The sequence below is a fragment of the Photobacterium sp. WH77 genome (genome assembly GCF_022014395.1).
Taxonomy (GTDB): Bacteria; Pseudomonadota; Gammaproteobacteria; order Enterobacterales; family Vibrionaceae; genus Photobacterium; species Photobacterium arenosum.
Genome location: NZ_JAKLTE010000003.1, coordinates 37,026 through 63,437, shown reverse-complemented (window position 1 = coordinate 63,437; position 26,412 = coordinate 37,026). Strand labels below are relative to the sequence as shown.

The following is a 26,412-nucleotide window of genomic DNA, read 5'->3' as shown; positions in this document are numbered from 1 at the left end:
GTTACGACAGACACGACACAAAAAGACAAGATGCAGGGAGTTTGCACAATGGATTTGTCCGCTCAGGAAAAACGTTGGTTACCCGTTTGGGGGCGTTCGGGAAAACTGGCAATGCGACGGGCTTGCTGGCTCAACCGCAAGCGTCAGGATGATTTGCAACAAACCTTTACCAGTGTGGCACAGACACGGGTGAGAATTTTAGAAACCTGGGTGGAGAACCAATGGCTGTTCTTACAGGATGCGGCCTTGTATCTGGCCACCAAACCCGAGGATGAACGCGATGACGCGTTGCGCAGGCTTGAAGGACGGGCGGCGCACTTTTCTGAGTTGTTTATCACTGACAGTCATGGCCTTGTCAGCACCTCGACCCATCAGGGCCACAAAGGGCAAACACTGGTGGCGCAGAAGGCGCTGCAGAACGGGCTCAGGGCGCGTTTTCTGCATGGCCCTTATGTTGATCCAGTGACAGAGCGGCTGGGTCGCACCACCTCTTCTTTTCATGACGCAGTGACCCTGATGTTCTATCAGCCGATAACTGTCACGCTGGCAGATGGTACCACACAGGTTCAGGGGTGCTTGTGTGCCAGGCTGCCTAATGATGTCATCAGTGATTTAATTCAGCGCGAAGCCGGACACATCTATCCTGAATCGGGCGATAACTATATTTTCATGGTGGAGTCTGCGTTTGACCCGCAATTGCTGCCGGGTACGGCTCTGTCACGTTCACGCTTTGAAGACGATACCTTCTCCCACGGCGAAAACCTGAAATCCGGTATTCATACCCAGTACGGCACGGTCAGGGTCAACCGGCATACTGAGTTTGAGATCCGCTTTACCGATCCGGCCACCGGAGAGCTGCATCCGGGGGTCAGGGAGACAATCCGGCACGGACAAAATCTGTTCGTGTCCTATCCCGGCTATTCAGACTATCGCCACATTCCAGTGATTGGCAAAGGGGTGACTTTTCAACTGCCTGGCTCGCCGGATCGCTGGGGCATGATGTGTGAAGCCGATCTGGAGGAAGTGTATCGTCACCGGTCTTTGCATTACCGGCTCAGCAACACCTTTTTCATGTGCAGCGCGGCCGCGATTTTCTTCCCTATGCTGATAAGCGTGACTCAGGGGCTGGGTCCCTTGGCCCAGGCGGGCCTGGGAATACTGACCGCTTTGCTGAGCTTAATGGTGTTTCGTTTAACGGCTTCTGGCCCGCTGGTGAAGCAGATGCAGGAAATGACCTCAGTAATTCAGGCGCTTGCGGAAGGCGACGGAAATCTTCAGCAGCGATTGAATGCCGAACGCTTTCAACCCGATGAAACCGGTGAGATGGGGCGCTGGATCAACAGTTTCATCGACAATCTGGATGGGGTGATCAGTGAAATGATACACGCGGCGAACGAAGTCCGGGAAGTCAGTGAGTCCATGCTTCGCCGTTGTGAGCGGATGGACGGCGCAGCGAATGACACCTCAAGCGCGATTGCAGCGATGCTGAATCTTGCCGGTAGCCAGCAGAGCGATATCAGCTCTGCATCTGTGTCGGCGCATCAGATGCAGGATGTCATGCACCTGGTGGTGGTGGAAGCAGAGCAGGAGTACCAGCAGGCGTTAGCCAATACCAACAATATCAAAGGTGTTGTCGAGCGTTCAGCACAGAGTGTGAATGGGGTAAACAACGAAATGAGTCAGATTGGCGATATCGTAAAGCTGATCACCGACATCACGGCGCAGACCAATCTGCTGGCTCTGAATGCGGCGATTGAAGCGGCAAGGGCCGGCGATCATGGCCGCGGCTTCTCTGTGGTGGCGGATGAAGTGCGCCAGTTGGCAAGCCGCACGTCAGAGGCGGCCAACCATATCGGTTCGTTAATGGAGAAACTGCGTCTTGAATCGGCTGTGGCCGTGCAATCGATGGAGCAGGGTATCCGGGATGTGGAGCAGAGCACAGTCGTGATTGATGCCGGAGAGCGTAACCAGCAGATGCGGCAGGCGGTTGAAGCCATGTTTGAGGTGATCAATCAGCTGGCAGGCAACAGCGAGCGCCATCACGACACAGCGCAGGCCGCTCAGCATTCCACTGAGCTGCTGACCCGCTCATCACAACAGCTCAGTCGCCGCACTGTGCTGGTTCAGAATGCCATTTCCCGGTTGCGCCAGATGGCGGACAGGTTCGAAGTCAGTTCAGGCTCTGATGTCAGTCATGTGCCTGATCGGTTGCCGGGTCACAGAACAAATGGCGGTGAATCTTTGACAAACTCGTTATAATTTAATCAGGTAGGATGATGACATGAACGAGTGCTAAGGATTCGCATGAAACTGAACTGTGATATGGGTGAAAGTTACGGAAGCTGGCAAATGGGCGATGACAAGGCGGTCATGCCCTGGGTGGATATGGCAAACATTGCCTGCGGCTTCCACGCTTCTGATCCGGATATTATGTCTGACACCGTGGCCTGTGCGGTGGAACATCAGGTGACGGTAGGTGCGCACCCCGGTTACGACGATAAACCGGGTTTTGGACGGCGCAGTATTCCGCACAGCCCGGCGGCCATCACTCACCTGGTGGCCTACCAGACCGGCGCCCTTGACGCTGTTTGCCAGTTGCATGGCAGCAGCGTGTCTTATGTCAAACCGCATGGCGCGCTTTATCACGACATGATGGCCAAACCTGAGGTGCTGAACGCCATTTTGCAGGCGCTCGCTGCCATGAACCGCCAGCGGTCATCACCGCTGAGCCTTATGGTGCTGGCCAGGGCTGATAACAGCGAGACAAAAACCGCCGCGCAGGCATTCGGTGTGCCCTTGCTGTTCGAAGCCTTTGCCGACCGGGCATACGATGAAGCAGGCAATCTGGTCGCGCGCAGCCAGCCGGGGGCCGTGCATCATGACCCGGCCAGAATTCAGCAGCAGGCCATGGAGCTGGCTTCAGGCACAGTGACCACACACAGCGGGACGATTCTTGCTCTGCATGCCGATACCCTGTGCGTACACGGGGATAACCCGGAATCAATTGCTACCATCGCTGATATCAGAAAGGCGATGGCCTTATGATTCGTTTTGATTCAGTTTCCGAAACCTGCCTCATGGTCCATCTGGCAGATGAGATAGATCTGAGCCTTACCCCTTTGATAGGAAGGCTGGTCAGCCAGATCCAGGCTGATTTTCCGCACCAGCTGATTGAAATTGTGCCTTCTTACACCTCTATCCTGATACATTTTCACCCGGATCAGATTACCGAGCGGTTGCTCAGAGAGCGTATCAGCCTCTGCCACAGCCAGTGGCAGGATAAACCTGTGTCGGCTGTGGGGAAGGTGATCGAACTGCCGGTTTATTATCATCCCGATGTCGGGCCGGATCTCATTCCTCTGGCAGAAGCTAAGGGGCTGAGTGTGGAGCAGGTGATTGCGCTGCACAGCCAGCCAATCTACACCGTGTGTGCTATCGGTTTTGCGCCGGGATTTGCGTTTCTGGCCAGTGTTGATGAAGCCATTGCCATGCCGCGTCATGCCGAACCCAGATTAAGCCTTGCGCCGGGCAGTGTCGGGTTAGCCGATCGTCAGACGGCCGTTTATCCGGCGCAGTCACCCGGCGGCTGGCAAATCATTGGTAACTGCCCCAAGTCATTATTCAACCCTGAACGGGAGCCGATGACGCCTTTCTCTGTCGGGGATCAGGTACGCTTTCAGCCCGTCGATCGCTCAACCTTTAAGTCGCTGGGAGGTGAAATATGGCCACACTGGAAGTAATACGGCCAGGTACGCTGACACTGGTTCAGGATACGGGACGTCTGGGCGTTGCCAGTCATGGCCTGAGCCAGGGAGGTGCCGCCGATATGCATGCCTACTGCTGGGCCAATTACTTGCTGGGTAATCCGATGGATTGTGCGCAGCTGGAGATCACTTTGGGTCAGGCCAGCTTTAAGGCCCATGCCGATATTGAATGCGCCCTGACGGGGGCGGACATGCAGGCCAGTCTGGATGGTGAACCGGTTTATACCTGGAAGACTTTTATGATGCGAAAAGGGCAGACGCTGCAGCTTGGTTATGCCCGATCAGGGCTGCGTGCGTATCTGGCTGTTCAAGGAGGCATTCACACGCCAAGCGTGCTCGGCAGCCGCTCAACTGTTGTGCGTAATCAGATAGGCGGCGTGGAAGGGCGTCCGCTACAAAAAGGCGACAAGCTACCGATTCAGGCCAGCTTAGTGCGCCACAGTCCGCGCTATGTACCGCCTCGTTTCATTCCCGATTATGACAAGCCGATTGAACTTCATCTGCTGGCTTCGTCTCAGTGGGATTATTTCTCACCCGAGGCCCGGAACCAGTTTTTCGATAACCATTACCACGTGAAACCCGAGAGCGACCGGATGGGATGCCGTCTGGAAGGCAATGCCATACTCGGTGGCCCGCCGGGTATTGTTTCGGAAGGCATTGCGCTGGGGGCGGTGCAGATCCCGCCCAATGGTCAGCCGATTGTGCTGCTCAACGACCGGCAGACGTTAGGCGGTTACCCTAAGCTCGGCTGTGTTGCCAGGATCGATCTTTCTCGTCTGGCACAGGCGCGTCCCGGAAAAGACATCCGATTTATTCGTGGCGATTTGGTATCATTGCGAAAAGCCTGGCAGCGCTTCTCACACTTTTTCGGGTTGCCATATTAGGCAACCCAGACTGGCCAGGTCGTTAATCCGGTGAATTTCGAGGGAGGAAACCATGTTTATCTTCGGCTACGGTAGCTTAATCAATCGCGCGTCTCGCCAGCTGACCGGGCAGACAGGACAGGCTGTCCCGGCTGTGGTAGAGGGCTTGCAGCGCCATTGGGGCAAAGTCGATGGCAGTTATGCCATCTCGCCTTTGGTCGCGTCGCTGGGCAAAGGCCGATGTAACGGCGTGCTGCTGAAAGTGGAAGATAACACACTGGCGCATTTCGACCGCCGGGAGCGGGGTTATTCTCGTGTGGAAGTGGATCCGTCACTGATCACTCACAATGGCATTCTGCAATTTGATGCGCCTGTCTGGGTGTATGTGAAAGCCAATCCAGCGCCTCCCTGCGCGAATCAACCTATTATGCAGACCTACGTCGACACAGTGCTGGCGGGGTGCCTGAGCATTTCCGATGCGTTCGCAAAGACGTTTATTGAAACCACGTTCGGCTGGCATCATCCGCTGGAAAACGACCGTGAATCGCCGAAATACGGCAATCTGGCCGGGGTGGAAGATGTGCATATTCCCGTGATTGACCGTTTGATCTCTCCGGCGCGGATTCATGGCTAAGCCCAGTAAGAAAGGGCCGGACACCACAGTTGAGATTTTCTGCAGCCAGTGCCGTACGCGTCTGTTTAAGTACCGCAAAGGGGGAAAGGGGGCACTGGTGAAGTGTTTCAAAGAAAGAATCGTGAAAGATTATACGCTTTTACCCTGCCAGTGCCCGAATTGTGAGCAAGTGTTTGCCCGCGATACCCTGATACGTGGCACGCCTGCCTTTAAAATGATTGGCGGTAAAGCGTTCCAGAAATAGCCGCGGCACGCCGGCTATTTCTGATCAGTGACTGTGTTGACTGTCATCTCATCAAGATTGTTGCTGAAATAACTTTGCGGGCAGACTTCCCGTTTCGTGCGCAGTACGGCTTTTAAATCGAGAATTTTGCGCTTATAAGTGCCGCGAACCAGTTGATAGTCCAGCTCGGGTGAGAACCAGAATTTGACTTCCCGGTCGGGCTTTTTGATTTGCTCAACCCGTATGGTCTCGACACTGCCGTAATTGGTTTGTAGTTTTTCTTTACCTGCGACTCTGAAAAAGTAGTGATTCACTTCGTCTGACTCCTGCATCTTGAAATCAAAAGTCTGTTTGCCCTGAATCAGGTTCAGCCGCATCTGGCTGGCAACGGCTTCTATATCCAGCAACGGCAGGTCATTACTGTTAAAGCTGAGTTTCTCACCATCAGTGATAATGTCTGAGCGGGTGCCATCCTGATTGAAGCTGCCGCGTGTCTCGCCATCAAGTAATCCTGTGATATTCCTATGAAAAGATTGTGTGAGAAACGAGTTTTTAACGTCGGACCAGACTACACGGGTTTGCTGCTGATAATGGGTTTTCGCCACTATGGCCGACAGACGGCTGGTGGACTGGATATCAACGCGTTGATTGTCTTGCCAGCTTAACTTGCGCTCGAAATAACCGATTTTATGGCTACCGTAGAAGAGATCGTAGGTCAGCGTTTTCACGCACTGATGCCACTCAACGGGCGGGGAAGCCATAAGGTTAGAAGATGCCAGGCAAAGCGGCAGCAATGCAGACAGAGTAAGTCTTTTCACGAAACCTCCCCAGTGGTACCTAGCCCAATAATAAGGCCTATTTAAGCGTAACCAATATGTCTGGTTATGTTAATTGAACTGTGCAAGCAATCCACAGATGAGACACTTATTTTTAGCCGTTGCGCCGGTGACTGCTACCGGTGTGTGGTATGTGGCTGGTTTTCCGGTAAAGCATGCCTGATAAAGTGTCTTCGCAGCATATCTGATTTATGAAGTTTTTATGTCATTTCTCAGTCAGTAAATTCAGTGGCTTAGCGTAAATGTTAAGTGTAGCTGGCAAGATAACAACCGGTATGGCTGCATAATTGGTTGATCTCTGGTGAGTCATTTCGCCTGCCTTAGCAAAGCAATGTGACATCCTGGTGTCGGAAATTTGACGCTTTTAGGATGGGAACCTATGTTTTATGGGCCCTTGAGGTACAAAGCTTGTAAAAAGTGAGCATTGTTAAGGTTCAACCCATGAGCAGGAGGACAGGATGAAAAAGGCAAATGGTGTCTATCGGCTGCAAATCATAAAGGAGGTCGCGATAAGAAAGCAGCTTGAAGGCAGCAGTGATCCAATGGCAAACCATATCCACCAGTTACTGGAATCCAGGTCGGCGGATCCCCATAGCGAAGAGACGCACTTGTTCAGTGGTAATCATTATGATGATCAGGCGGGTGGCTGGGTCAGTAATTTCTGGAACGCCAAGTAACCGGAATGAATGAGTGACGTGACCGGGTCAGGCCTGCTGGGATCTGACCCTTGTCGGCTCCGGGATCGACCCGGAGCTAACTACCTATAATATTTCTCATTGATAGCCTGGTTCTGGCATCAAAGCCTTATCTGCGGTACATTTCCCGGTCTCACTTTATTCTGAATCAGATAATGCATTACATCGACATTAACACTTATTCCCGTAAATGGATTTTCACTCATGCTTCTATGCCAGTTCCGGCTGAGGATCTGGTACAGATTAAGCCTTTGTCCCAGGCCAGATCGGCCACATTATGGCGCGAGCATATCAGCAGCCAGAGCCCGGATTCGGATCACTTCGGCAAGGATGACTGGGCCGGCGAGGATAAAAACTGGACAGAGACTGTCGAGTGGCAGGCAGCGTGGGATGACGATGAACCGGCATTACCTGAGGTATTAGCAGACTTCCTTGATTGGGAAGACAACACCCCCGTCTATTTTTGTTATGAAAAATATAACCTGATTGAGACAAGCTGGGGGGTGTTTAAGCGTAACTGGAAAAACTTCCTGTTTTTTGATGATGGCCCCTTACTGATCGCCAGAAAGAAAACCCAGGCAGTGTGGTTCCATTCAAACGGCACCTGCAAGATAGGTCACAGAAGCGCTTAAATAACAACGCACAGTTAGCAACACCTGACGATGAGTCACACATAATCGAAGAAGGGGCGGGCTGTATCAGCGGAGCAGGCAGTAAACACTTTCGGCCTGCTCAGGAACTGATTTCAGAGCCGACTTTACCGCCCATCAGTTTGGCGATCTTGTCACAGGCCAGATGCATATTTTCCTGGTTGGAATGCACCGAAGCCCCGGAGCTGAGCAAAGGTTGTTTGAGCGGCTGGCCTAACACCAGAAACAAGCGGGCCCCTTTCTGGCTGGTTTTGATATGTATGGGTAAAGCGGACGGTTTCAGTATTCCCATTTGCTGCGGATAAAGCTGGTTTGCCCCTATGTATACCGATCCTGAGCGCAGATAGACAAAACCAGCGACCAGCTCTTCATCCGGCTCCCAGTACCAGCCACCGTAAGGCGAAATCATAATATCCAGGTAAGTCACAGGTATGCTGGAAGCTATAGGGCTGATGGCCTCTTTGTACTGGCCGATCAGCACCTTGGTTGTTGCATCCGTTTCTTCGACCAGTGGCAGATTCTGAGTGCAAGCATACTGGCTGGAGGCATCGGCCATTTCCTGCTCCCCGGCTGGTAAGGCGGTCCAGAGTGCGAAGGATTCAGCACGGCCGCCGAGAGGCTGCATGGTATCTTTGTGAACGACACCGTTACCGGATGTCATGATTTGAAGATCGCCTGTTTGCATTGTCACAGTGCAGCCGCAGGAATCGATATGATGCAGGGTGCCCGTTACCGGGTAACTGAACGCTTCAATGCCGGAATGGCCGTGATAGTCGAGCCCGGTTTCCTGCTTGATGCCATTGGCGTCAAAATGATCCCAGAGCACGAAAGGGTTAAGTTCAGCAAGATTATCGCGGTAAATGTAAGCAGTCATGGGCCCGGATTTCCGACCGTAGCGGACTTTATTGATTGTTCTCGTCGCTTGCATGATCGCCACCCACTTTTCTGTACTTCTTGTGATTAGAGCTTAGCTTATACTCTCAGTAAACGACTATTTGAACCCTTTTGTTTTCTAAAAATTGACGTCATTTTTACCATCCTTGATTCAGTTCACATTTGCCAGACAACATGGTTCACTCTGGCATCCAGTCCCAGTTGCTGAAACAGCCGCAGCCAGCGCTTCTGATTGGCCTGCAGGGTATCACCCGGCCCTTTCACTTCGACCCACTGAATATGCCCGCTTTTGAACATTACCAAGTCAGGCTGGCCGCTGCGATTATGGCGTGGATCGAACAACAGGCGTGACAGCATGGCATACAGTTGCTCGCCGTTTAAGCAAGATACCGTCTCCTCAACCAGCGCTGGCGTCAGAATAGCCCAGTTCACCCAGTCGTTAGTGATTCCTTGTTTTTGCTGATAAACAGCCAGCCAGTGGTTCCAGGTTTCTGTGCGGATAGCATTGAGGCGGGCTGTGAGCATGTCACGCCGGCGCTCTGAAAATTCACTGTGGTACATATCGCGGGGCGCCCGCTGGAAGGGGTTAAGAAAGGCCCCGGAAACAGAGGCAAAAATAATGTCCCAGAATGCCAGGCCAAATAAGCCGCATATCAGGGCATTTTCGGTGTAGTGAACACGCCATCCCGCTTGCCGGTAATGGTTAGCAACGGCTAACTCGACACGTTCTCCACTGGCAGGCAGTGTGAGTGTCTCCAGCGTAAAAGTGTCTTTGATCGCCTGTGCTACCGGCAGGTTTAGTGTACGGCTGAGTTTATGCGCCAGGCGTTGTCCGACTTCGGCTTCTTCTTCATTAAAGGGCGCTGACAACATCTGCCGGCAGATGGCCAAAGCGGTTGAGTGACGCTGCAGTTTTTCCAGTATCCGCACCCGGCGTTCGCGGCTGGGCGGTAGCGCAGTGTGATTAAACAGAAACAACGCCAGATCATATTCGCCCAGGCGCTCAAGATCCCGGGCAACCCGGTTGAACAATCGTTGCCGTCGCCGTTCCAGCGGCGGCCATGTGCAGGGGCCGGGCAGGCGACCGGCAAATTGCCTCACTGCCTGGGCCCTTTTGCTGAGTGAAAGCTGTTCGTATTCGGCCGCTAAGGCTTCAAGGGACAGCCATTCCAGTATGTGCTGTCGCTGCTGAAACAGGCGGGTTGTCGGGTCGACCTGATAGTTTTCAAAGATATGCAGGCCTAAATCAGTCAGAACAAACTGGCTTAAATCCTGATACTGGTTGCCGAAAAACAACAGTAAGAAGATTGTCAGGTGCGCCTGATGTTCAACATGTATGATGGGTTCGTTGAATGCCGATATGGCCGGTGACGTGGCGAGTATGGCTGCGGTGAGATCCGCTTTTCTGGCCTGCTTTAACGCTTGGTCATTTGTGCGCGCATCAGGGGAGTGTTTCTCTCTATAGATCTTAAGCAGTTCTGGTTTGGTGAATAAATCCAAGATCTCATCCACCGGCCAGTTTGCTTCATTGCAGGTAAGAAATTTGTTGCTCAGAAGCTCCTCAATGGCGTTTTCTGTATGCCGGATTTCAGGGTAGCTGAGTTTGCTGACGCGGAAGTATCTGCCCTTGCGGGACAACATTCGGATGTACAACTGTTTGGCATCGGGCGTAAGCCGGGAGTAAGTATTCAGCCACCAGTGCTCGCTATGGCTCAATAGATCATGATATTGCTGCCGGACACTGCGCAGCAGGAAATCAAAGTTGTGGCGGTAATAATCCGGCGCCAGCACTGTTGGTGTATTTTGAGTCATCATTGTCTTAACGGCTTATTGGATGCGCTGTATTGTGGGAATTTCTCACGTTGCGGTAAAGCTCTGATACCAGAAACAATAAAATGAAATTAACATAACATGATCATTTATGGCATTTTAATGGTCGCATATACTCCGTATTGATAAACTTGCCACAGGTAATAGTTTAAAAATGAAAGGTTTTCAGTGATCAGACAGCGTGCCCTTTTTCCGTCTGCTTTTATCATGCTCGCTTTTACCGTGTTCGCTTCTCTGTTTGCTGTTCTTTCGTGGAATGTGCATGCCGAAGAAGTGAACAACCAGCGCGTTGTTTCCGTTGAACCGCATGACGAACAGCCTGCCAGTCTTGTTGGGGCAGCCTGTGTTATCCGGCATGGTAAGCAGATGGTCATGGTGTCTGAGGTCATTACTCAGAAGTTATCCATTCCGGGCGGCTATATTGACAGTCAGGATACTGCCAGTGAGGCGGCCAGAAGAGAGGCGCTGGAAGAAACCGGATTAGATGTCGACGTGATAAAGCTTTTGCAGTTCAGGGGCAGAGCGGCGATATTTGCTTGCGTAACGACACAACCGATTCTGGTTGCTGAACAAGAGGAAAGCGACCAGCGCCAGCAGATTGCAGCCTGGCAAGCGGTGGACTTCAGCCGGGAAGTGAAAGCTGTATACCTGATGTCACCGCTGTCTTTAGCACCCGCTGAATATCGCTACCCCGAAGATACTGCCTACTTATATCAGTGGATGATGGAAACGCCAGAGAGCGAGGTGGTTTTTTATACCGATATCAGTGACCGGGCAAGCGCATTTCATCAGGCTGAACTGATTGTGATCAAGGCCTTTAAGGACTGGGGTAACGCCCTGCCGGATGTCGCAAAATCTGTGCTGGACAGCCTGATGTGGCTGCTGAATCTTTCCGGCGAATACTGGTTTGTGTTCTTGCTAATTGCTGTTATTGCTTCCTTATTCGGACCTACTGCAATGTTGCAGTTGCTTGCCGCCACCGTGATTACCATCCTGGTCTCAACCTGCCTGAAACAAGTTTTCAATCTGCCGCGTCCGTTTTATCTGGTGCCGGCACTGCAAAACGGCAATGCCTACGGGTTCAGTTTTCCGAGCGGGCATACCCTGTTAGCCACTGTTATCTGGGGAATGTTCTGGATGAAACTGTGCGCAGGAAAATCACGGTTCCGCGCCGGGGCGGGCTTGTTGGTGGTTAGCGCTCTGATCCTGGGTCAGGCGCTGGCCCGTGTTTGGTTTGGCGTGCACTTTATTTCCGATACGGTAGCGGCAATAGTCATCGGTATTCTGCTGCTGATCCTGTTCTCCCGGCTGATCACCCCGACCGCCATACGGGGAAAGTCGGTATGGCTGGGGATTACTGTCCTCACCGGTGTGGCGGCCGGCTTAACCTTGCAGCCGGCGCACACCTATCTGTTTGCCATCTCACTGGGGGTGTTTCTCAGTCTGGATGTGTTACCTAAAAGAAGCCTGACACTGTCTGTGCACCGGCATATTGCGGTGGCTTTGGTGCTGTTGGCAGGGTCTGGCGCGTTCGCTTACTTCTCTGCTGTGATGGTCAATGCCTGTACTGTCAGCCTTATTATTCTGGGGCTGCGTGCAGCCGGCGCATTTTTGCTGGCGGTCTGGCTGGTGGCGGGTTCGTCATTGATGCTGAAGTTATTGGCTGAGCCGGAAACGGCTTAAAGACGCTGCCCCGGCAAGCTTACGGATAAAGCAAACAGAAACCTGTCAGTAAGCTGTGTCTGGCACTTTGTTTCATGACTTGAGTGCGGTAAAGTGAGCGCAAACGATTATATCAAACAGGCATAATTGTCTGGATTAATATGGAGCCAGTGAAAGCAGGATAGCCTAAAACTGGACAAGGAGAGCAATGTTACCCGCACTGACGTTTGAGAACAGTATCGATGACATCGTACTGTCGTATCTGGATGCGCTGGAAAACGCAGGATTTTCTGGCGATGTTGAACGCACCTATGCCAGCCGTCTGGCTGTCGCAACCGATAATAGTATTTATCAGCAATTACCTCAGGCTGTCGTCTTTCCTAAATCTGTGGATGATTTGGTGCTGGTCGGAAAAGTGGGCCAGCAGCCCGCTTTTCAGCAGGTCAGTTTTTCTCCACGCGGAGGCGGCACCGGGACTAACGGTCAGTCGCTGACACCGGGTATCGTCGTCGACCTTTCGCGCCACATGAACCAGATTCTTGAGATCAATCCGCAGGAAGGCTGGGTCAGAGTGCAGACCGGGGTGATCAAAGACCAGCTCAATGACGCGCTTCGCCCTCATGGTTTCTTTTTTTCCCCCGATTTATCTACCAGTAACCGGGCGACCATTGGCGGCATGGTCAATACGGATGCGTCCGGTCAGGGATCGCTGCAATACGGTAAAACCTCAGATCACGTTCTGGCACTGAAAGCGGTACTGGTTGATGGCTCAGTGCTGGATACCGAGCCTTTGACGCAAGACGGGCTGGCCCGGATCGCACAGCAGAAAGGTCAGGTTGCTGAAGCCATTGGTGTGGCGGCGAGAGTGTGCCGTGAAAAACGTCAGCAAATTCTGGATAAATTCCCGCCGCTGAACCGTTTTCTGACCGGTTACGATCTGAAAAATGTGTTCAACGACGCGCTGACTCATTTTGACCCGGCGCGCCTGCTGTGTGGTGCCGAGGGTTCTCTGGCCTTTATTGCCGAAGCCAAACTCAATATCACCCCTATCCCTAAAGCCCGGGCACTGGTGAATATTAAGTATGACAGCTTTGATGCGGCGCTGCGTAATGCGCCTGTGATGGTGGAAGCCCAGGCACTGTCCGTCGAAACTGTGGATTCAAAAGTCCTTAATCTCGCCCGCCAGGATATTGTCTGGCACACCGTCAGCGATTTGATCACCGATGTGCCGGGTAAGGACATGCAGGGCATCAATATTGTTGAATTTGCCGGTAATGATGTTGATTTGGTCAAGCGCCAGGTACAGCAACTGGGTGAGCGCCTGAACAGTTTAATTGGTCAGCAGGGGATTATTGGTTTTCAGGTGTGTGACGACCTGGACAGCATCAACAAGATCTACAACATGCGCAAAAAAGCCGTGGGTCTGTTAGGGGCTGCCAAAGGCTGGCAGAAACCGATTCCCTTTGCCGAAGATACCTGTGTCCCACCGGAAAATCTGGCTGACTTCATTGTTGAGTTCCGCCAGTTACTGGATGAGAAACAGCTGCATTACGGCATGTTCGGTCATGTCGATGCCGGTGTACTGCATGTGCGTCCGGCGCTGGACATGTGCGATCCGGCGCAAGAAAAAATGATGAAGGAAATCTCCGATCAGGTGGTGGCGCTGGTCGCCAAATACGGCGGTCTGATGTGGGGTGAGCACGGTAAAGGCTACCGTTCGGAATACGGACCTGAGTTTTTCGGTGAAGAGCTGTTTACCGAACTGCGCCGTATAAAAGCAGCTTTTGATCCACTCAACAGGCTGAACCCGGGCAAGATCTGCACCCCACTAGACAGCGATGCTGAACTGGTGAAAGTGGATGGCTTAAAGCGTGGTTATTTTGACCGCCAGATCCCGGTGAAAGTCAGAGACAGCTTCAAGCAGGCGATGGAATGTAACGGCAACGGCTTGTGTTTTAACTACGACACCAGCTCACCCATGTGCCCGTCGATGAAAGTCAGTGCCGATCGCCGTCACTCGCCGAAAGGGCGGGCCGGACTGGTTCGTGAATGGCTGCGTTTGCTGGCCGATCAGGGTGTGGACCCGGTCAGGCTGGAACAGGATCTGATGGAAAAGTCGCCGACGGTGAAGCAAATCATCGATCGCTTCCGCAATACCTTCGGATCTCAGCGTAAAGCGTACGATTATTCGCACGAAGTGATGGAAGCCATGAACGGCTGTCTGGCGTGTAAAGCCTGTGCCAGTCAGTGCCCGATCAAGGTGGATGTGCCGAGTTTCCGCTCGCGTTTCATTAACATGTACTACAGCCGTTACCAGCGTCCTGCCAAAGACTATCTGGTTGGCTATGTAGAAAGTTATCTGCCGGTTATGGCCAAAGCCCCGTCACTGGTCAATGCCGTAATGCGGCCCGGCTGGTCAAAATCTTTGACGGCGAAAGTGCTCGGCTATGTGGATATGCCTGAACTGTCGGTGCCGACGCTGATGCAGGGACTGGCGGGCAGCCATGCAACCCGGTTTGATCTGCAGTGGCTGCAGGCTTTGTCTCAAGAAGAGCGGCAGCAGTATGTGCTGATTGTGCAGGACCCGTTCACCAGCTACTACGATGCGGAAGTGGTGCGCGACTTTGTCCATCTGATTGAAAAGCTCGGTAAGAAACCTATGCTGGTGCCGTTTAAGCCCAACGGCAAGGCGCAGCATGTCAAAGGTTTCCTGCGTCAGTTTGCCAAAACAGCGAAAAACACCGCCGACTTCCTCAATCAGCTTGATGAGCTGGGTATGCCTATGGTTGGTGTCGACCCGGCTTTGGTGCTCTGTTATCGCGATGAATACAATGAAATGCTGGGTGATAAGCGCGGTGATTTCAAAGTAATGACAGCCCATGAATGGCTGACGCCATTGCTGAGTGAAATAACCTCGTTGGCGCCCCGTACTGACAGTGAGTGGTATTTATTCGCCCACTGTACCGAGAAAACCAAGATGCCAAACGCTGAGAAAGAGTGGGCGGCCATTTTCCGTCACTTCGGTGCCAGCATGAAAGCTGTATCTGTCGGCTGTTGCGGCATGGCGGGCACTTTTGGTCACGAGAAAGATAAGCTGGAGACGTCCAAAGGGGTGTTTAATCTCAGCTGGCAGCCGAATCTGGCACAGTTGGATGGCGACCGTTGCATGGCAACCGGTTATTCGTGCCGAACTCAGGTAAAGCGTTTTGAGCATATTAAGATGAAGCACCCGGTTCAGGTGTTATTACGTTTGGTGAGTACAGCCTGATAGCAGGCTGTCTGTAACAAACACGGTTACGGCGGAGTGCTCAGGCCTCCGCCGTTTTTTCAGGCCACTTTTTCTTTCTGCTTCTCTTTTTGTTTCTCTGTGTCTTTGTCAAACAGGCTGGTGATCTGAGGGTTGACCTTAAACCGTTCCGTGCTGTCGAGGCATTTTGCCTGTTCCGTCCACTGAATCAGTTCGATCACGCCGTCATGGTGCTCGGCCAGAAACGTGCAGTTTTCAATCCAATCTCCGTCATTCAGGTATACGATACCATCCTGTTCGGTAATTTCCGGATGATGTATGTGGCCGCAGACAATGGCATCGACGTCATTGTGTTTGGCCATAGTGACAGCGGCATGGCGAAATCTGGCAATCGCCAGGTTGGCCTTTTCGACTTTGCTTTTCAGGTAACTGGCCAGAGACCAGTATGGTTGCCGGGTTAAGCGGCGGTAGCTGTTTAACCAGCGATTTAAGAATAGAAGGAAATCGTAACCGGCATCGCCCAGTAAGGAGGTCAGTTTGCTGTGGCAAACCATGCTGTCGAATTCATCGCCATGAAGAGCCAGAATGCGGTTGCCGTTTGCGCTGGTGTGGATGTAGCGGTGTGCCAGTTCAACATTGCCAAGATTAAACTGAATAAACTTGCGGATGGCTTCGTCGTGGTTGCCCGGAATATAGATGATCCGGCATCCCTGATCCGCTCGCTCCAGTAACAGGCGGACAGCTTTGGTGTGGCTTTCCGGCCAGTGAAACCGCGATTTCAGCGACCAGAGGTCAACGATGTCACCAACCAGTATCAGGGTGTCGGCCTGATAGCGGGATAAAAAATCCAACAGATAGTCGACTTTACAATCCCTGTTCCCTAAGTGTATGTCTGATAACCAGAGTGTACGGTAGGTGTGGTTTCCCATAGTCGATTCAACCCTTATATCAAGGTATCAGTGTCAGAAATAAGACTAATTTTCTTATATGACATTCGGGTGTCGTATCAGTGACTCCTTCATTGCAATGGAACGGTTGTAAAGTGTTACTACCAGTGGCTATTTGTCAATTAGGTTGCGACAGGCATCCGGCGATTAAGATATAATCATCAACTTTCAGATTTTGACCGATGTTTTATTCAATAGATATTTTAGATGAACTTTAAGCCTAAGTATTTGATTAAAATGGTTCTTCCATTGCTTGTTCTACTGGTGTCAGCACTGGTGTATTTAGGCTATTCAGATTATCGTTCTATTCGGGAAAGTGCATACTCACAGGCGCGGGCTAATTTGAACGTGGCAAAAGGGTATTTAGACCTGAATTACATTGCGGCAACGAATCAGTTATTTTTATTATCTGAGATCCTGAAAGGATCAGGTAATATCCCGGCATTTCTTGATGCGGCTAACTATGTGGTTAACAACCAGAATAAATTTCTGGAAGTCGGATTACTGGTAGATTCAGACTATTACGGGACAGACGGATTTCGCTTGTCGGGGATTGATGTGCGGGTAAATCGACGGCCCTGGTATTCTGAAAGCCAGAAAATCGGTGATCTTTTTCTGTCTGATTTTTATCACAGTAACAGCACCAAAAAGTGGTGTGTTGCCCTGGTGAAAAAACTGGCGATACCCGGAAAAAAAAACGTCAGGATCATTATTGAGCTTGATGCCGGTGCGATGTCCGATGATCTTTCCGATCTGAAAACGATGACGAAGGGTTATGTTTATGCGATTGAGCCGCAGACGAGAAGAGTTGTTATTCACCCCGATAAAGCACGATTAGGCGTAGACTCTGTCAGTATAAACCCCGAATTACTGACAACAATCATGGCTGGCAATGGTAACGGTAATATCCCTTCTTACGAATATGATAATCAATATAAATTCAGTGTTTACGATGCCAACAATAATTTTAACTGGGTGTTATTATCCGGCACCAGCAACAGTGAAATTGCGTCCAATGCTTTGAAAGTGGGCGCTGTGGGCGGCACTTTTCTGGTCGTCGTATTTTTTATTTTACTGGCAGGCTACCTGCATACTCGCGTTCATCAGGTGGGTGGTCAGTTAATTGAAGCGCAGGAATTCGATGAACTGCACGAGCAACTGTCTGCGTTATTAAACGATACTATGGGCAGTAGCCGGGTGTATCTTTTCGTAATGAATGCCAATGAAGGAGTGCTGGAAGAGGCCTATCACAACTTACGGGTAAATGTGCCGGCAGATTTACTTTGCCGTATTGCTGGCTGTCAGCAGCTTGGCCGATTCTGCAAGCCCGAGCAGGATGATATTGTCCGCCTTATTGCGCCAAGCGAGCCCTGTATACGGCTGCCTTTAGTCAACAGCGCAAGACAGAATGATTACCAGCGCCCGGCAAGTCAGCTGATCGGTGTGCTGTATATATGCCAGCCTGGTGCGGCTTACCCATTTTTCGCCAAAATGATTGCCAATTACACGCTCAGCGCATTGAATCAGATACTGTTGACTCAGCACATTCGCAGTGAAGATCAGATGACGGGGCTGAAAAATAAGAACAGTCTTCGTCAGCATATGGATCAGAAACTGATGGACAGTGCCGCCGGCTACTTTTTGGCCATGATTGATGTAGACGACTTTAAGTCGGTCAATGATACCTACGGTCATTTGCTTGGCGACGAAGTCATTCTGAACATAGCGAGTCTGATGAAATACAGTTTTCCGGCACAAGCAGTCCTGTGTCGATACGGTGGGGAAGAGTTTGCGGTGTTAATGGAAGCACCAGACACAGAGACAGCCCTGAAGACATTGGATGATTTCCGTGCAAAAGTAGAGGCCAGCCGTATTGATATTGATGAAGACACATCTTGCGCCATTACCGTCAGCATTGGTGTTGCTCCTTTACACAAGGGAATGGAATCGACTATCTCGTCTGCAGACAGGGCGCTGTATCAGGCGAAATCGCAGGGTAAGAACCAGGTGCTCAGCGCAGAAATGTGTTCAATCGGTACAGAAACGGAAGCGGCAACAGCCTGATTCTGTAATTGGTGCTAAGTTGAAGAGTTGGCAGTGAATTTCACAGACGGACATATCCTTGATATAACAATCAGGCGATTAACAGACATCAACAGGGGGAGGCATGCTTAAACTTGTAGTGATAATTCTGCTGATTGCAGCGGCGGTAGCCATGGCTCGATTTTTGGACGAGCGAAATCAGAAAAAACTGTATATTGGTATGCTGATCTGTGCCGTCATTGCTATTGCGGTTTTTATGGCAACGGAACTTGCCAGGTAATGTCTGGTAATTAACGGATTCTTTATTTTTTTCCTTCTCAACGTCAAGTCGCTGAGTCTGGCGGCAGCGGCTTGAAACGTCCTTATCTTCTTTTCCCACCACTGAATTGAACATTTCTGGTCAGCAGATCTCACTTATCGTGGCTTGATGTCGCTTTAATGACAGCAATATGATTAGTTCTGTAATTATTGGCTTTGTAATCATTTTCTGGTATTAACTGGATATATATCAATATCTTATGGGTATAATCAGTGATTTTTTATAAATATTGGGGTTGATCTTATCATTCGAGTCCCTATAATTGTTTTTGAATTCATTAGAGCACTAAACAATGTGGCGACCAATGATTACAATGGCACCATGGGCAATAGACCCAGAAACATCGACTAAGACTCAGGAAGAGTTTGTTTTTCGAAAACCGGAACGAACAGATGGTAATCGAGTGCATTCACTGATCGAATCTTGTCCCCCATTAGACACCAACTCCTCTTACTGCAATTTCCTGCAGACCACTCACTTCAAAGACACATGTATTGTTGCTGAATCAGACGGTGAGATGGCAGGGTTTGTCTCGGCTTACAGAGTCCCTGAGAAGGAAAACACTCTGTTTATATGGCAGGTTGCTGTCGGCGAGAAGGCGCGTGGTAAAGGGCTCGCTTTCAAGATGATTCAACAACTGCTGGCGCGTGATGATCTCAGCGATATTCGCTGTATCGAAACGACCATCACCCGCCTCAATAAAGCCTCTTGGGCGTTGTTTAAGAAGGTGGATCAGGCGAACGGTAACTTAGGTGAAGTCTCGCTGTTCCTCGATGAAGAGAAGCATTTCGACGGTGAACACGACTCGGAATATCTCTATCGCATTCCACTTAAACAATAAATCACGACAAAACAGGATAAGTCATGAATATCTTTAATGCGCAGGAATCAAATGTTCAATGTTACGCCAAAAACTTCCCGGTGGTGTTCTCATCCGCAAAGGGCTGCTGGTTGAACACCAGCGAAGGCGAGCGTTACCTGGATTTCCTGGCAGGCGCTGGTGCGTTGAACTATGGCCATAATAACCCGGTGCTGAAAAAAGCACTGATGGATTACATCGATCAAGATGGCCTGACGCACGGTTTGGATATGCATTCCGAAGCAAAAGCGACATTTCTTGAAAACCTGAAGAATTACATCCTGACCCCTCGTGGTCTGGACTACAAAGTACAGTTCACTGGTCCAACCGGTACTAACGCCGTTGAAGCGGCACTGAAACTGGCGCGTAAAGTCAAAGGACGCCAGAACATTGTTGCCTTCACGAACGGCTTCCACGGTGTGTCTTACGGTGCACTGGCGGCTACCGGTAACCAGCATCACCGTGGTGGTGCGGGTATGGCACTGAGCGGTGTAACCCGCCTGCCATATGAAGGTTACGCCGACCTGGACGGTCTGGCACTGTTTGAAGTTATGCTGACTGATAACTCCAGCGGCCTGGATAAACCGGCTGCTGTCATCCTCGAAACCGTACAAGGTGAGGGTGGTCTGAACGTGGCTTCCGACGAGTGGTTACAGCGCCTGAGCGCTATCTGTAAACGTCACGACATTCTGCTGATTGTCGACGACATTCAGGCAGGTTGTGGCCGTACCGGTACTTTCTTCAGCTTTGAGCCGTCCGGTATCAAACCGGATATGGTGACCCTGTCTAAATCTATCGGTGGTTACGGTTTGCCAATGGCGGTGGTACTGTTGAAACCGGAGCTGGATAAGTGGTTGCCGGGCGAGCACAACGGTACGTTCCGTGGTAACAACCACGCGTTCGTGACAGCCGCAGTCGCTATTGAAGCCTACTGGCACAACGACGAGTTTGAGCAGCACATCAATGCACGCGCTGCCCAGCTGAACGTAACATTGCAAAAAGTACTCAAGCAGTACCCGGCAGTATTTGAAAAAATCAAAGGCCGCGGTCTGATGCAGGGTATTGCCTGTCACGATGGTGAATTTGCGGGTGCAATCGGTAAGCTGTGTTTTGCAAACGGCATGATTATCGAAACCGCTGGTCCGGATGATGAAGTGCTGAAGTTCTTCTGCCCGCTGACTATCAGTGAAGCGGAACTGGAAAAAGGCCTGCACATCTTTGAAAAAGCGGTGGCTGAGTATGCAAAATCCAGCATGAAGAAAGCGTCTTAAGGAGAATAAGAATGATTGTACGCACCCTTGAAGAGTGCCAGAACAGCGAACGCCGGGTAGTGGCTGAAAACGGTAACTGGGAAAGTGTCCGCATGTTGCTGCGTGATGACAACATGGGCTTTTCGTTCCACATCACCACTATCTTTGCCAATACCGATACCCATATTCATTACAAGAACCATCTGGAATCTGTGTATTGCGTGTCGGGTGAAGGGGAAATCCAGACCACAGCCGATGGCAAGACTTACGAGATCAAGCCTGGCACCCTGTATGTGCTGGACAAGCATGATGAACACCAACTGCGTGCCAATAAAGGTGTCGATATGGTGATGGCTTGTGTGTTTAACCCGCCACTGACGGGCATGGAAGTCCACGACAAAGACGGTGTTTACCCAGCAGCCGAATAATCGCAGCTGTATTGACGCAAGTGATTAACCCTCCTTGCGATATCAACCTGAGGGTTACCGGAAGGCGGTGCAAACCGCCTTTCAAAACCATCAGGCTAAGCGCTCTCGCTTAGCTGATGAAAATAAAAGGAGTTACCATGACTCATACCGTTGAAAAGATTGGCGGTACTTCCATGTCTGCGTTCGATGCGGTAATGGACAATATCCTGCTCTATCCAGACAATCCTTATCAACGTATGTTTGTTGTTTCGGCCTATGGCGGTATCACTGACGCACTGTTGGAATGCAAGCGAACCGGTGAGCCGGGTATCTTCCGCTACATTGCAGAACGCAATGATGTATGGCGTGAGAAATTGAAAGCACTGGAGCAGCGTATGCTGCTGATTAACGACACTATGTTTCCTGAGCTGTTCTGTCGTAACCGTGCCGATAATTTTGTCAAAGAGCGTATTGCTAACGCTATTACCTGTATCGAAAATATTCTGGAAACCTGTCAGTACGGACAGTTTTCTCTGACCAGTTATCTGCCGCAAATCCGCGAGTTTCTGTCTTCTATTGGTGAAGCGCATTCTGCCTTTAATACCACGCTGATGCTGAATAACCTGGGTATTAACTCTCGCTTTGTTGATTTGTCGGGCTGGGGCGCTGAGAACAATGTCCAGGGCGATCTGGATGCTGTGATTCTGGATGCGATCAAAGATATCGATCTGAGCAAAGAACTGCCAATCGTCACCGGCTATGTCTACTGTGATGAAGGTTTGATGAAGACTTATGATCGCGGTTACAGTGAGATGACATTCAGTCGTCTGGCGGTATTGAGCAAGGCCAGCCGCGCAGTGATCCATAAAGAGTATCACCTGAGCAGCGCCGACCCGCGTATCGTTGGTCCTGAGCATGTTCGCCCGATTGGAAAAAGTAACTATGACGTTGCTGACCAGCTGGCTAACCTGGGTATGGAAGCGATTCACCCTAACGCCGCTTCAGGACTTCGTCGTGCCGGTATTGAGCTGGCGGTAAAAAATACCTTTGAACCAGAACATCCGGGCACCTTAATTTCTCAGCATTACCAGCCTAATACGGGTAAAGCCGAGATTATTGCCGGCCGGGATAAGGTCTTTGCGCTGCATTTATTTGATCAGGCTATGGTCGGCCAGGTGGAAGACGTCAGCTATGAGCTGATGGAAATCATCCGCGAAGAGAACGTTCAGCTGATCAGTAAAGAGATGAACGCCAACTCTGTGACTTACTATCTGGACGGCAGTACATCAAGCCAGAACAAGGTGCTGTCCAAAGCAGAGAAGCGTTATCCGAAGGCGAAGATCACCGGAAAAATGGTGGCGCTGATTTCGGTTATAGGTTCGGCTATCGATACCAATAAAACCATGAGTCAGGGTGTATTGTCCCTGCTGGATAAAGATATCAGTCCTAAAGCTGCTCACGCTTCCCTGCGTAACGTTGATGTGCAGTTTGTGGTGAAAGACAGTGATTATCACGGCGCAATTTGTGCGCTGCATGAGAGCTTTATGAGTGAAGGCCCGGCAGCAGTCTCGACAGAGAAAGTCGTCGCCTAACAGTCAGTCACTGTTAGTTCCCCCTGAAATGAAAAAGGCAAGAGCATCGCTCTTGCCTTTTTGATCATTATTTAAAGCGGCTGGGTTTAGTATCAGGCCCGTGCGCCACGTTTGGCTGATGGCTTACCGCGAGTCTGAGGCTTACCCGGCGATGACGGACGTTTGCCAGCGCCTTGTGGTTTGCCGCTACCCTGAGCACTGCTGCCAGCCTGGGTTTTCGGTTTACCTGGACCCTTGCGTTGTGTCGTTCCGTCTTTACGGATATCCGGCTGATTCGGGTGCTTGGTGGCGAAACGCTTGGCACCGTGCCGGCTTGAACCGCGACGGGTTGCCGGCGTCAGGGCTGCGTCGCTGCCTTCAGCGGGCACCAGACAGTCGGCGCGGTCGCCGATCAGGTGTTTTTTACCCATGCTGATCAATGCTTCACGGATCAGCGGCCAGTTAGCCGGATCATGGTAACGCAGCAAGGCTTTATGCAGACGACGCTGACGCTCGCCTTTGGCTACAAACAGATCTTCCCGTTGTTTGTACTTAACGCGTTTCAGCGGGTTCGTTTCCGAGTGATACATGGCCGTGGCATTACACATAGGCGACGGGTAGAAGTTCTGTACCTGATCGCACTGGTAATCATTTTTCTTGAGCCACAATGCCAGATGCAGCATGTCGTCATCGGTTGAACCCGGATGGGCCGAAATAAAGTACGGGATCAGATATTGTTTCTTGCCGGCTTCGGCGCTGTATTTTTCAAACAGCTCCTTGAAGCGGTCATAGGTGCCCATGCCCGGTTTCATCATCAGATCCAGCGTGCCTTTTTCAGTATGCTCAGGCGCGATTTTCAGATAACCACCCACATGGTGTGTCACCAGCTCTTTGATGTATTCCGGTGATTCGATAGCCAGATCGTAACGCACACCCGAGGCGATCATCACTTTCTTGATCCCTTTCACTTCCCGGGCTTTGCGGTACAGATCTATGGTGTGTTTGTGGTCAGTATCCAGCTTCTCACAGATTTTCGGGAAAATGCACGACGGACGACGGCAGTTTTTCTCGGCGCGGGGATCGGAACAACCCAGACGGTACATGTTCGCCGTCGGGCCACCCAAATCGGAAATGGTGCCGGTAAAGCCGGGCACTTTGTCGCGGATGTCTTCCAGTTCCTGCAAAATCGACTCGTGAGAGCGGTTTTGAATAATCCGGCCTTCGTGCTCGGTAATCGAGCAGAAAGAGCAGCCACCAAAACAGCCTCGCATGATGTTGACACTGGTCTTGATCATGTCATAAGCCGGGATCTTGGCTTTTCCGTAGGAAGGGTGCGGTACCCGTGCGTACGACAGGCCAAACACAAAATCCATTTCTTCAGTGGTGAGCGGGATAGGCGGCTTATTGACCCATAATTCACGGTCACCGTGCAGCTGAATCAGTGCGCGGGCAGAATAAGGGTTCGCTTCCAGGTGCATCACACGGCTGGCATGGGCGTACAAAATGCGGTCGTTGCGCAGTTTCTCGAAAGAAGGCAAACGCACGGCGCTGGTAAAAGCGTCGTGGCGGGAAGGCTGAATCTGCACCGTCTGAGCTTTAACCGGCTCAGCATCGGCTTTGGATTTATTGGTCTCGCAGACTTCTTCGGTGGCGTACGGATTAGGCATCACCATAGATTTGCCCGGCTTATCGATGCGGGTGGAATCGATAATTTTATAATGGGCAGGGGCTTCTTTCAGGATCACCGCCGTACCGGCGATGTCTGTCATGGTGCTGATGTCTTCGCCGCTGGCAATGCGGTGTGACACTTCAACCAGTGCCCGCTCGGCATTACCGAACAGCAGAATGTCTGCTTTGGCATCAAACAGCACGGAACGGCGCACTTTATCAGACCAGTAATCATAATGCGCCAGACGGCGCAGGCTGGCTTCAATGCCACCCAGCACAATCGGGGTGTCTTTATAGGCTTCACGGCAACGCTGCGAATACACCAGCACCGCGCGGTCAGGACGCTTGCCGCCAACATTGTCCGGGGTATAGGCGTCATCATGGCGCAGCTTGCGATCCGCCGTATAGCGGTTGATCATCGAGTCCATGTTGCCGGCCGTAATACCAAAGTACAGGTTCGGCTGACCCAGCGCCATGAAGGCCTCTTTATTGTTCCACTCGGGCTGAGCGATAATCCCGACACGGAACCCCTGAGCTTCCAGTACCCGACCGATCACCGCCATGCCAAAGCTCGGGTGATCGACATACGCATCACCGGTCACAATGATAATGTCACAGCTATCCCAGCCTAACGCGTCCATTTCTTCACGCGTTGTCGGCAGAAACGGCGCTGTTCCATAGCACTCGGCCCAGTATTTCGGGTATTCGTTAATCTTCTTTAAATTCATGCGTTTACTGTTGCTCGCTCAATGTAGGGCATTTGGGGCAGATATAAAAAACGTACGATTTTACCATGTTCCCGCAGTAATACATCAATTTCTATTGATGGAAGCATCAGGGGATTGTCTGGTGTTTTTTCAGCGCTTCGACTGCTGGCGTTGACTGGCTCACATCGGGCAGCCTTGCGACCTGAAGAACTCATGGGTGAGTACGTTACTGCGGCGGCTCTCAGAAAAAGCCTATGGCACCCGCCAGGCATTTGCGAATCTGGCGGGTGGGGTTGAGTATGCTTACCGATTGCCAAAAGGGTAGAATTGAAAGTTATTACATCCAGAAACTTTTGGGTTTCGTTTCAGATAGCTTATTTGCAACCCATGTTTCATGTGCTTTAGAGTCGCCAATCACATTAACATAAACAGTAGGCCAGATAGATTGATTGGATTTGTACTCAACTGAAACCACTTCATGGTAGTAACCGTCAAGATTAATAACATCACCAACTCTTGGGCAAAAGTCCATTTTGATTGGATCAGGGCTTTCTTTGATTTGACCTTCTTCTCTCCAAGCTAGAGTGATTTCATAGATAATTGGCGTAGTAGACATTACTCTAAATCCTTCTTATTTTTATTAATGGCAGCATCTAATTCGGCATGGGTTAGCCGATTCTTACCAAAAGTGACTCTTTTGCCTGTTTGGCTATTTCTTTTAATTGCTCCCGGTTTGCTTCAGTTTGCCTTTTGTTGTTTTGCCGTAGACGATTGTTGAGTTCATGTTCTTCTGAAAAATTGACATGTTTTTTATCTGATGGAGGCATTGTCAAAGTCCTTATGTGAGAATTTCTTAATAAGGATAGAACTGCGAAAAAAGTTCACATAATGATTGATTGTGACATTAATCATGTTTTTGACCTGCCAATACTTATCGCCTGACAGGCAAAGCCACCGAACTATTCAACACCCTGACTCAAGCGGTTAATCTGCTCCAGCTTTTGATACATCGTTTCTTCATAGTCGCGATGCGCCAGCAACATAGGTTCTTCTGAAGGCGATAACCCTGCAAACGAGGGCGGCCCCCGCGATAGAAAAATTTTTTGGCCGCTATGGTCATTAGGGTGAGATCGTGAACGTTTTTTTAGTCAAAATCACGCTCTCCCCTGGGTTTTTGGAGCGGATTAAAGTGGTAAATCAAGGTGATTATGTCAATAGGTTTTATGACGATACCATTTTAGTCTCCACGACTGTATATGGCTTGGTTTATAATGGCACGCTATATAAATGGTTGTTTTTATAATAGAAATACAGGTTTAATCAGTCTGGAAAAGTGCTGGAGT

The 26,412-nt window shown here is 50.7% G+C and carries 23 protein-coding genes; 16 read left to right on the top strand and 7 right to left on the bottom strand.

Features of this window, described 5'->3' with window-relative positions:
- The first annotated feature begins 48 nt into the window (after positions 1-48).
- Genes L6J37_RS04115 through L6J37_RS04090 form a run of 6 tightly spaced genes read left to right on the top strand, consistent with a single transcriptional unit; the run spans position 49 to position 5,505 of the window.
- Complete coding sequence (locus L6J37_RS04115) at positions 49-2,259, top strand: methyl-accepting chemotaxis protein (RefSeq protein ID WP_237794220.1); 2,211 nt, start codon at positions 49-51, stop codon at positions 2,257-2,259.
- Between the two features lie 45 nt (positions 2,260-2,304).
- Entirely contained in the window at positions 2,305-3,045 is a 741-nt protein-coding gene (locus tag L6J37_RS04110) for a 5-oxoprolinase subunit PxpA (protein ID WP_192014953.1), read from the top strand.
- Positions 3,042-3,740 (top strand): 5-oxoprolinase subunit PxpB, encoded by a 699-nt coding sequence (pxpB, locus tag L6J37_RS04105; protein WP_237794219.1) that lies wholly within the window; start codon positions 3,042-3,044, stop codon positions 3,738-3,740. The genes L6J37_RS04110 and pxpB overlap by 4 nt, the downstream gene beginning before the upstream one ends.
- Complete coding sequence (locus L6J37_RS04100) at positions 3,722-4,648, top strand: biotin-dependent carboxyltransferase family protein (RefSeq protein ID WP_192014955.1); 927 nt, start codon at positions 3,722-3,724, stop codon at positions 4,646-4,648. Before pxpB ends, L6J37_RS04100 begins: the two co-directional genes overlap by 19 nt.
- A gap of 52 nt (positions 4,649-4,700) precedes the next feature.
- Complete coding sequence (locus L6J37_RS04095; RefSeq protein WP_237794218.1) at positions 4,701-5,261, top strand: gamma-glutamylcyclotransferase family protein; 561 nt, start codon at positions 4,701-4,703, stop codon at positions 5,259-5,261.
- Entirely contained in the window at positions 5,254-5,505 is a 252-nt protein-coding gene (locus L6J37_RS04090; protein ID WP_192014957.1) for a hypothetical protein, read from the top strand. The genes L6J37_RS04095 and L6J37_RS04090 overlap by 8 nt, the downstream gene beginning before the upstream one ends.
- A 14-nt stretch (positions 5,506-5,519) precedes the next feature.
- Here the strand turns inward: L6J37_RS04090 and L6J37_RS04085 are convergent, their stop codons facing one another.
- On the bottom strand, positions 5,520-6,302 hold the full coding sequence (locus L6J37_RS04085; RefSeq protein WP_237794217.1) for a DUF3108 domain-containing protein: 783 nt from the start codon (positions 6,300-6,302) through the stop codon (positions 5,520-5,522).
- 476 nt (positions 6,303-6,778) lie between these two features.
- On the opposite strand from L6J37_RS04085, the gene L6J37_RS04080 reads away from it, so the two are divergent.
- Both L6J37_RS04080 and L6J37_RS04075 read left to right on the top strand, forming a co-directional pair.
- Positions 6,779-6,997, top strand: coding sequence for a hypothetical protein (locus L6J37_RS04080; protein WP_218383953.1), 219 nt, complete (start codon positions 6,779-6,781; stop codon positions 6,995-6,997).
- 173 nt (positions 6,998-7,170) lie between these two features.
- On the top strand, positions 7,171-7,647 hold the full coding sequence (locus L6J37_RS04075) for a DUF2947 domain-containing protein (RefSeq protein WP_237794216.1): 477 nt from the start codon (positions 7,171-7,173) through the stop codon (positions 7,645-7,647).
- Between the two features lie 100 nt (positions 7,648-7,747).
- Here L6J37_RS04075 and L6J37_RS04070 read toward each other — a convergent pair whose 3' ends face one another.
- The gene (locus tag L6J37_RS04070; protein ID WP_237794215.1) at positions 7,748-8,539 is read right to left on the bottom strand and encodes a pirin family protein; all 792 of its coding nucleotides are present in this window, start codon (positions 8,537-8,539) and stop codon (positions 7,748-7,750) included.
- 176 nt (positions 8,540-8,715) lie between these two features.
- Entirely contained in the window at positions 8,716-10,374 is a 1,659-nt protein-coding gene (locus tag L6J37_RS04065) for a VRR-NUC domain-containing protein (RefSeq protein WP_237794214.1), read from the bottom strand.
- A 183-nt stretch (positions 10,375-10,557) separates the two neighbouring features.
- On the opposite strand from L6J37_RS04065, the gene L6J37_RS04060 reads away from it, so the two are divergent.
- Positions 10,558-12,072, top strand: coding sequence for a bifunctional NUDIX hydrolase/phosphatase PAP2 family protein (locus L6J37_RS04060; protein WP_237794212.1), 1,515 nt, complete (start codon positions 10,558-10,560; stop codon positions 12,070-12,072).
- A 187-nt stretch (positions 12,073-12,259) separates the two neighbouring features.
- Positions 12,260-15,319, top strand: a complete 3,060-nt coding sequence (gene ydiJ, locus L6J37_RS04055) for a D-2-hydroxyglutarate dehydrogenase YdiJ (protein ID WP_237794210.1) — start codon at positions 12,260-12,262, stop codon at positions 15,317-15,319.
- A gap of 59 nt (positions 15,320-15,378) precedes the next feature.
- Here the strand turns inward: ydiJ and L6J37_RS04050 are convergent, their stop codons facing one another.
- The gene (locus L6J37_RS04050) at positions 15,379-16,227 is read right to left on the bottom strand and encodes a UDP-2,3-diacylglucosamine diphosphatase (RefSeq protein ID WP_237794208.1); all 849 of its coding nucleotides are present in this window, start codon (positions 16,225-16,227) and stop codon (positions 15,379-15,381) included.
- A gap of 267 nt (positions 16,228-16,494) precedes the next feature.
- Here L6J37_RS04050 and L6J37_RS04045 point away from each other — a divergent pair, with 267 nt between their 5' ends.
- The 6 genes from L6J37_RS04045 (at position 16,495) to L6J37_RS04020 (ending at position 22,715) form a co-directional block, all read left to right on the top strand.
- Positions 16,495-18,309, top strand: coding sequence for a diguanylate cyclase (locus L6J37_RS04045; RefSeq protein WP_237794207.1), 1,815 nt, complete (start codon positions 16,495-16,497; stop codon positions 18,307-18,309).
- 103 nt (positions 18,310-18,412) lie between these two features.
- Entirely contained in the window at positions 18,413-18,568 is a 156-nt protein-coding gene (locus L6J37_RS04040) for a hypothetical protein (RefSeq protein WP_237794206.1), read from the top strand.
- 343 nt (positions 18,569-18,911) lie between these two features.
- On the top strand, positions 18,912-19,448 hold the full coding sequence (gene ectA / locus L6J37_RS04035; protein WP_192014967.1) for a diaminobutyrate acetyltransferase: 537 nt from the start codon (positions 18,912-18,914) through the stop codon (positions 19,446-19,448).
- A gap of 23 nt (positions 19,449-19,471) precedes the next feature.
- Positions 19,472-20,737: a diaminobutyrate--2-oxoglutarate transaminase gene (ectB, locus tag L6J37_RS04030; protein ID WP_218383931.1), complete on the top strand. Its 1,266-nt coding sequence runs from the start codon at positions 19,472-19,474 to the stop codon at positions 20,735-20,737.
- An 11-nt stretch (positions 20,738-20,748) separates the two neighbouring features.
- Positions 20,749-21,144 (top strand): ectoine synthase, encoded by a 396-nt coding sequence (locus L6J37_RS04025; RefSeq protein WP_027252509.1) that lies wholly within the window; start codon positions 20,749-20,751, stop codon positions 21,142-21,144.
- 137 nt (positions 21,145-21,281) lie between these two features.
- The gene (locus L6J37_RS04020; protein ID WP_237794205.1) at positions 21,282-22,715 is read left to right on the top strand and encodes an aspartate kinase; all 1,434 of its coding nucleotides are present in this window, start codon (positions 21,282-21,284) and stop codon (positions 22,713-22,715) included.
- 92 nt (positions 22,716-22,807) lie between these two features.
- Here L6J37_RS04020 and L6J37_RS04015 read toward each other — a convergent pair whose 3' ends face one another.
- The 3 genes from L6J37_RS04015 to L6J37_RS04005 form a co-directional block, all read right to left on the bottom strand.
- Positions 22,808-25,090 carry a YgiQ family radical SAM protein gene (locus L6J37_RS04015; protein WP_237794204.1) on the bottom strand — a complete coding sequence of 761 codons (2,283 nt, stop codon included), beginning with the start codon at positions 25,088-25,090 and terminating at the stop codon, positions 22,808-22,810.
- Positions 25,091-25,406: 316 nt separating this feature from the next.
- Positions 25,407-25,685: a hypothetical protein gene (locus L6J37_RS04010; RefSeq protein WP_237794203.1), complete on the bottom strand. Its 279-nt coding sequence runs from the start codon at positions 25,683-25,685 to the stop codon at positions 25,407-25,409.
- A gap of 52 nt (positions 25,686-25,737) precedes the next feature.
- Positions 25,738-25,896 carry a hypothetical protein gene (locus L6J37_RS04005; protein ID WP_237794202.1) on the bottom strand — a complete coding sequence of 53 codons (159 nt, stop codon included), beginning with the start codon at positions 25,894-25,896 and terminating at the stop codon, positions 25,738-25,740.
- Positions 25,897-26,412: the final 516 nt, after the last annotated feature.

Excerpts from the sequence above, each read along its gene's own strand:
- L6J37_RS04015 (WP_237794204.1), bottom strand. The coding sequence starts at position 25,090 with ATGAATTTAAAGAAGATTAACGAATACCCGAAATACTGGGCCGAGTGC.
- L6J37_RS04050 (WP_237794208.1), bottom strand. The coding sequence starts at position 16,227 with ATGGGAAACCACACCTACCGTACACTCTGGTTATCAGACATACACTTA.
- L6J37_RS04005 (WP_237794202.1), bottom strand. The coding sequence starts at position 25,896 with ATGCCTCCATCAGATAAAAAACATGTCAATTTTTCAGAAGAACATGAA.
- L6J37_RS04065 (WP_237794214.1), bottom strand. The coding sequence starts at position 10,374 with ATGATGACTCAAAATACACCAACAGTGCTGGCGCCGGATTATTACCGC.
- L6J37_RS04095 (WP_237794218.1), top strand. The coding sequence starts at position 4,701 with ATGTTTATCTTCGGCTACGGTAGCTTAATCAATCGCGCGTCTCGCCAG.
- L6J37_RS04100 (WP_192014955.1), top strand. The coding sequence starts at position 3,722 with ATGGCCACACTGGAAGTAATACGGCCAGGTACGCTGACACTGGTTCAG.
- L6J37_RS04020 (WP_237794205.1), top strand. The coding sequence starts at position 21,282 with ATGACTCATACCGTTGAAAAGATTGGCGGTACTTCCATGTCTGCGTTC.
- L6J37_RS04075 (WP_237794216.1), top strand. The coding sequence starts at position 7,171 with ATGCATTACATCGACATTAACACTTATTCCCGTAAATGGATTTTCACT.
- L6J37_RS04090 (WP_192014957.1), top strand. The coding sequence starts at position 5,254 with ATGGCTAAGCCCAGTAAGAAAGGGCCGGACACCACAGTTGAGATTTTC.
- L6J37_RS04115 (WP_237794220.1), top strand. The coding sequence starts at position 49 with ATGGATTTGTCCGCTCAGGAAAAACGTTGGTTACCCGTTTGGGGGCGT.
- pxpB (WP_237794219.1), top strand. The coding sequence starts at position 3,042 with ATGATTCGTTTTGATTCAGTTTCCGAAACCTGCCTCATGGTCCATCTG.
- L6J37_RS04070 (WP_237794215.1), bottom strand. The coding sequence starts at position 8,539 with ATGACTGCTTACATTTACCGCGATAATCTTGCTGAACTTAACCCTTTC.
- L6J37_RS04110 (WP_192014953.1), top strand. The coding sequence starts at position 2,305 with ATGAAACTGAACTGTGATATGGGTGAAAGTTACGGAAGCTGGCAAATG.
- ectB (WP_218383931.1), top strand. The coding sequence starts at position 19,472 with ATGAATATCTTTAATGCGCAGGAATCAAATGTTCAATGTTACGCCAAA.
- L6J37_RS04080 (WP_218383953.1), top strand. The coding sequence starts at position 6,779 with ATGAAAAAGGCAAATGGTGTCTATCGGCTGCAAATCATAAAGGAGGTC.
- L6J37_RS04040 (WP_237794206.1), top strand. The coding sequence starts at position 18,413 with ATGCTTAAACTTGTAGTGATAATTCTGCTGATTGCAGCGGCGGTAGCC.
- ydiJ (WP_237794210.1), top strand. The coding sequence starts at position 12,260 with ATGTTACCCGCACTGACGTTTGAGAACAGTATCGATGACATCGTACTG.
- ectA (WP_192014967.1), top strand. The coding sequence starts at position 18,912 with ATGATTACAATGGCACCATGGGCAATAGACCCAGAAACATCGACTAAG.
- L6J37_RS04025 (WP_027252509.1), top strand. The coding sequence starts at position 20,749 with ATGATTGTACGCACCCTTGAAGAGTGCCAGAACAGCGAACGCCGGGTA.
- L6J37_RS04010 (WP_237794203.1), bottom strand. The coding sequence starts at position 25,685 with ATGTCTACTACGCCAATTATCTATGAAATCACTCTAGCTTGGAGAGAA.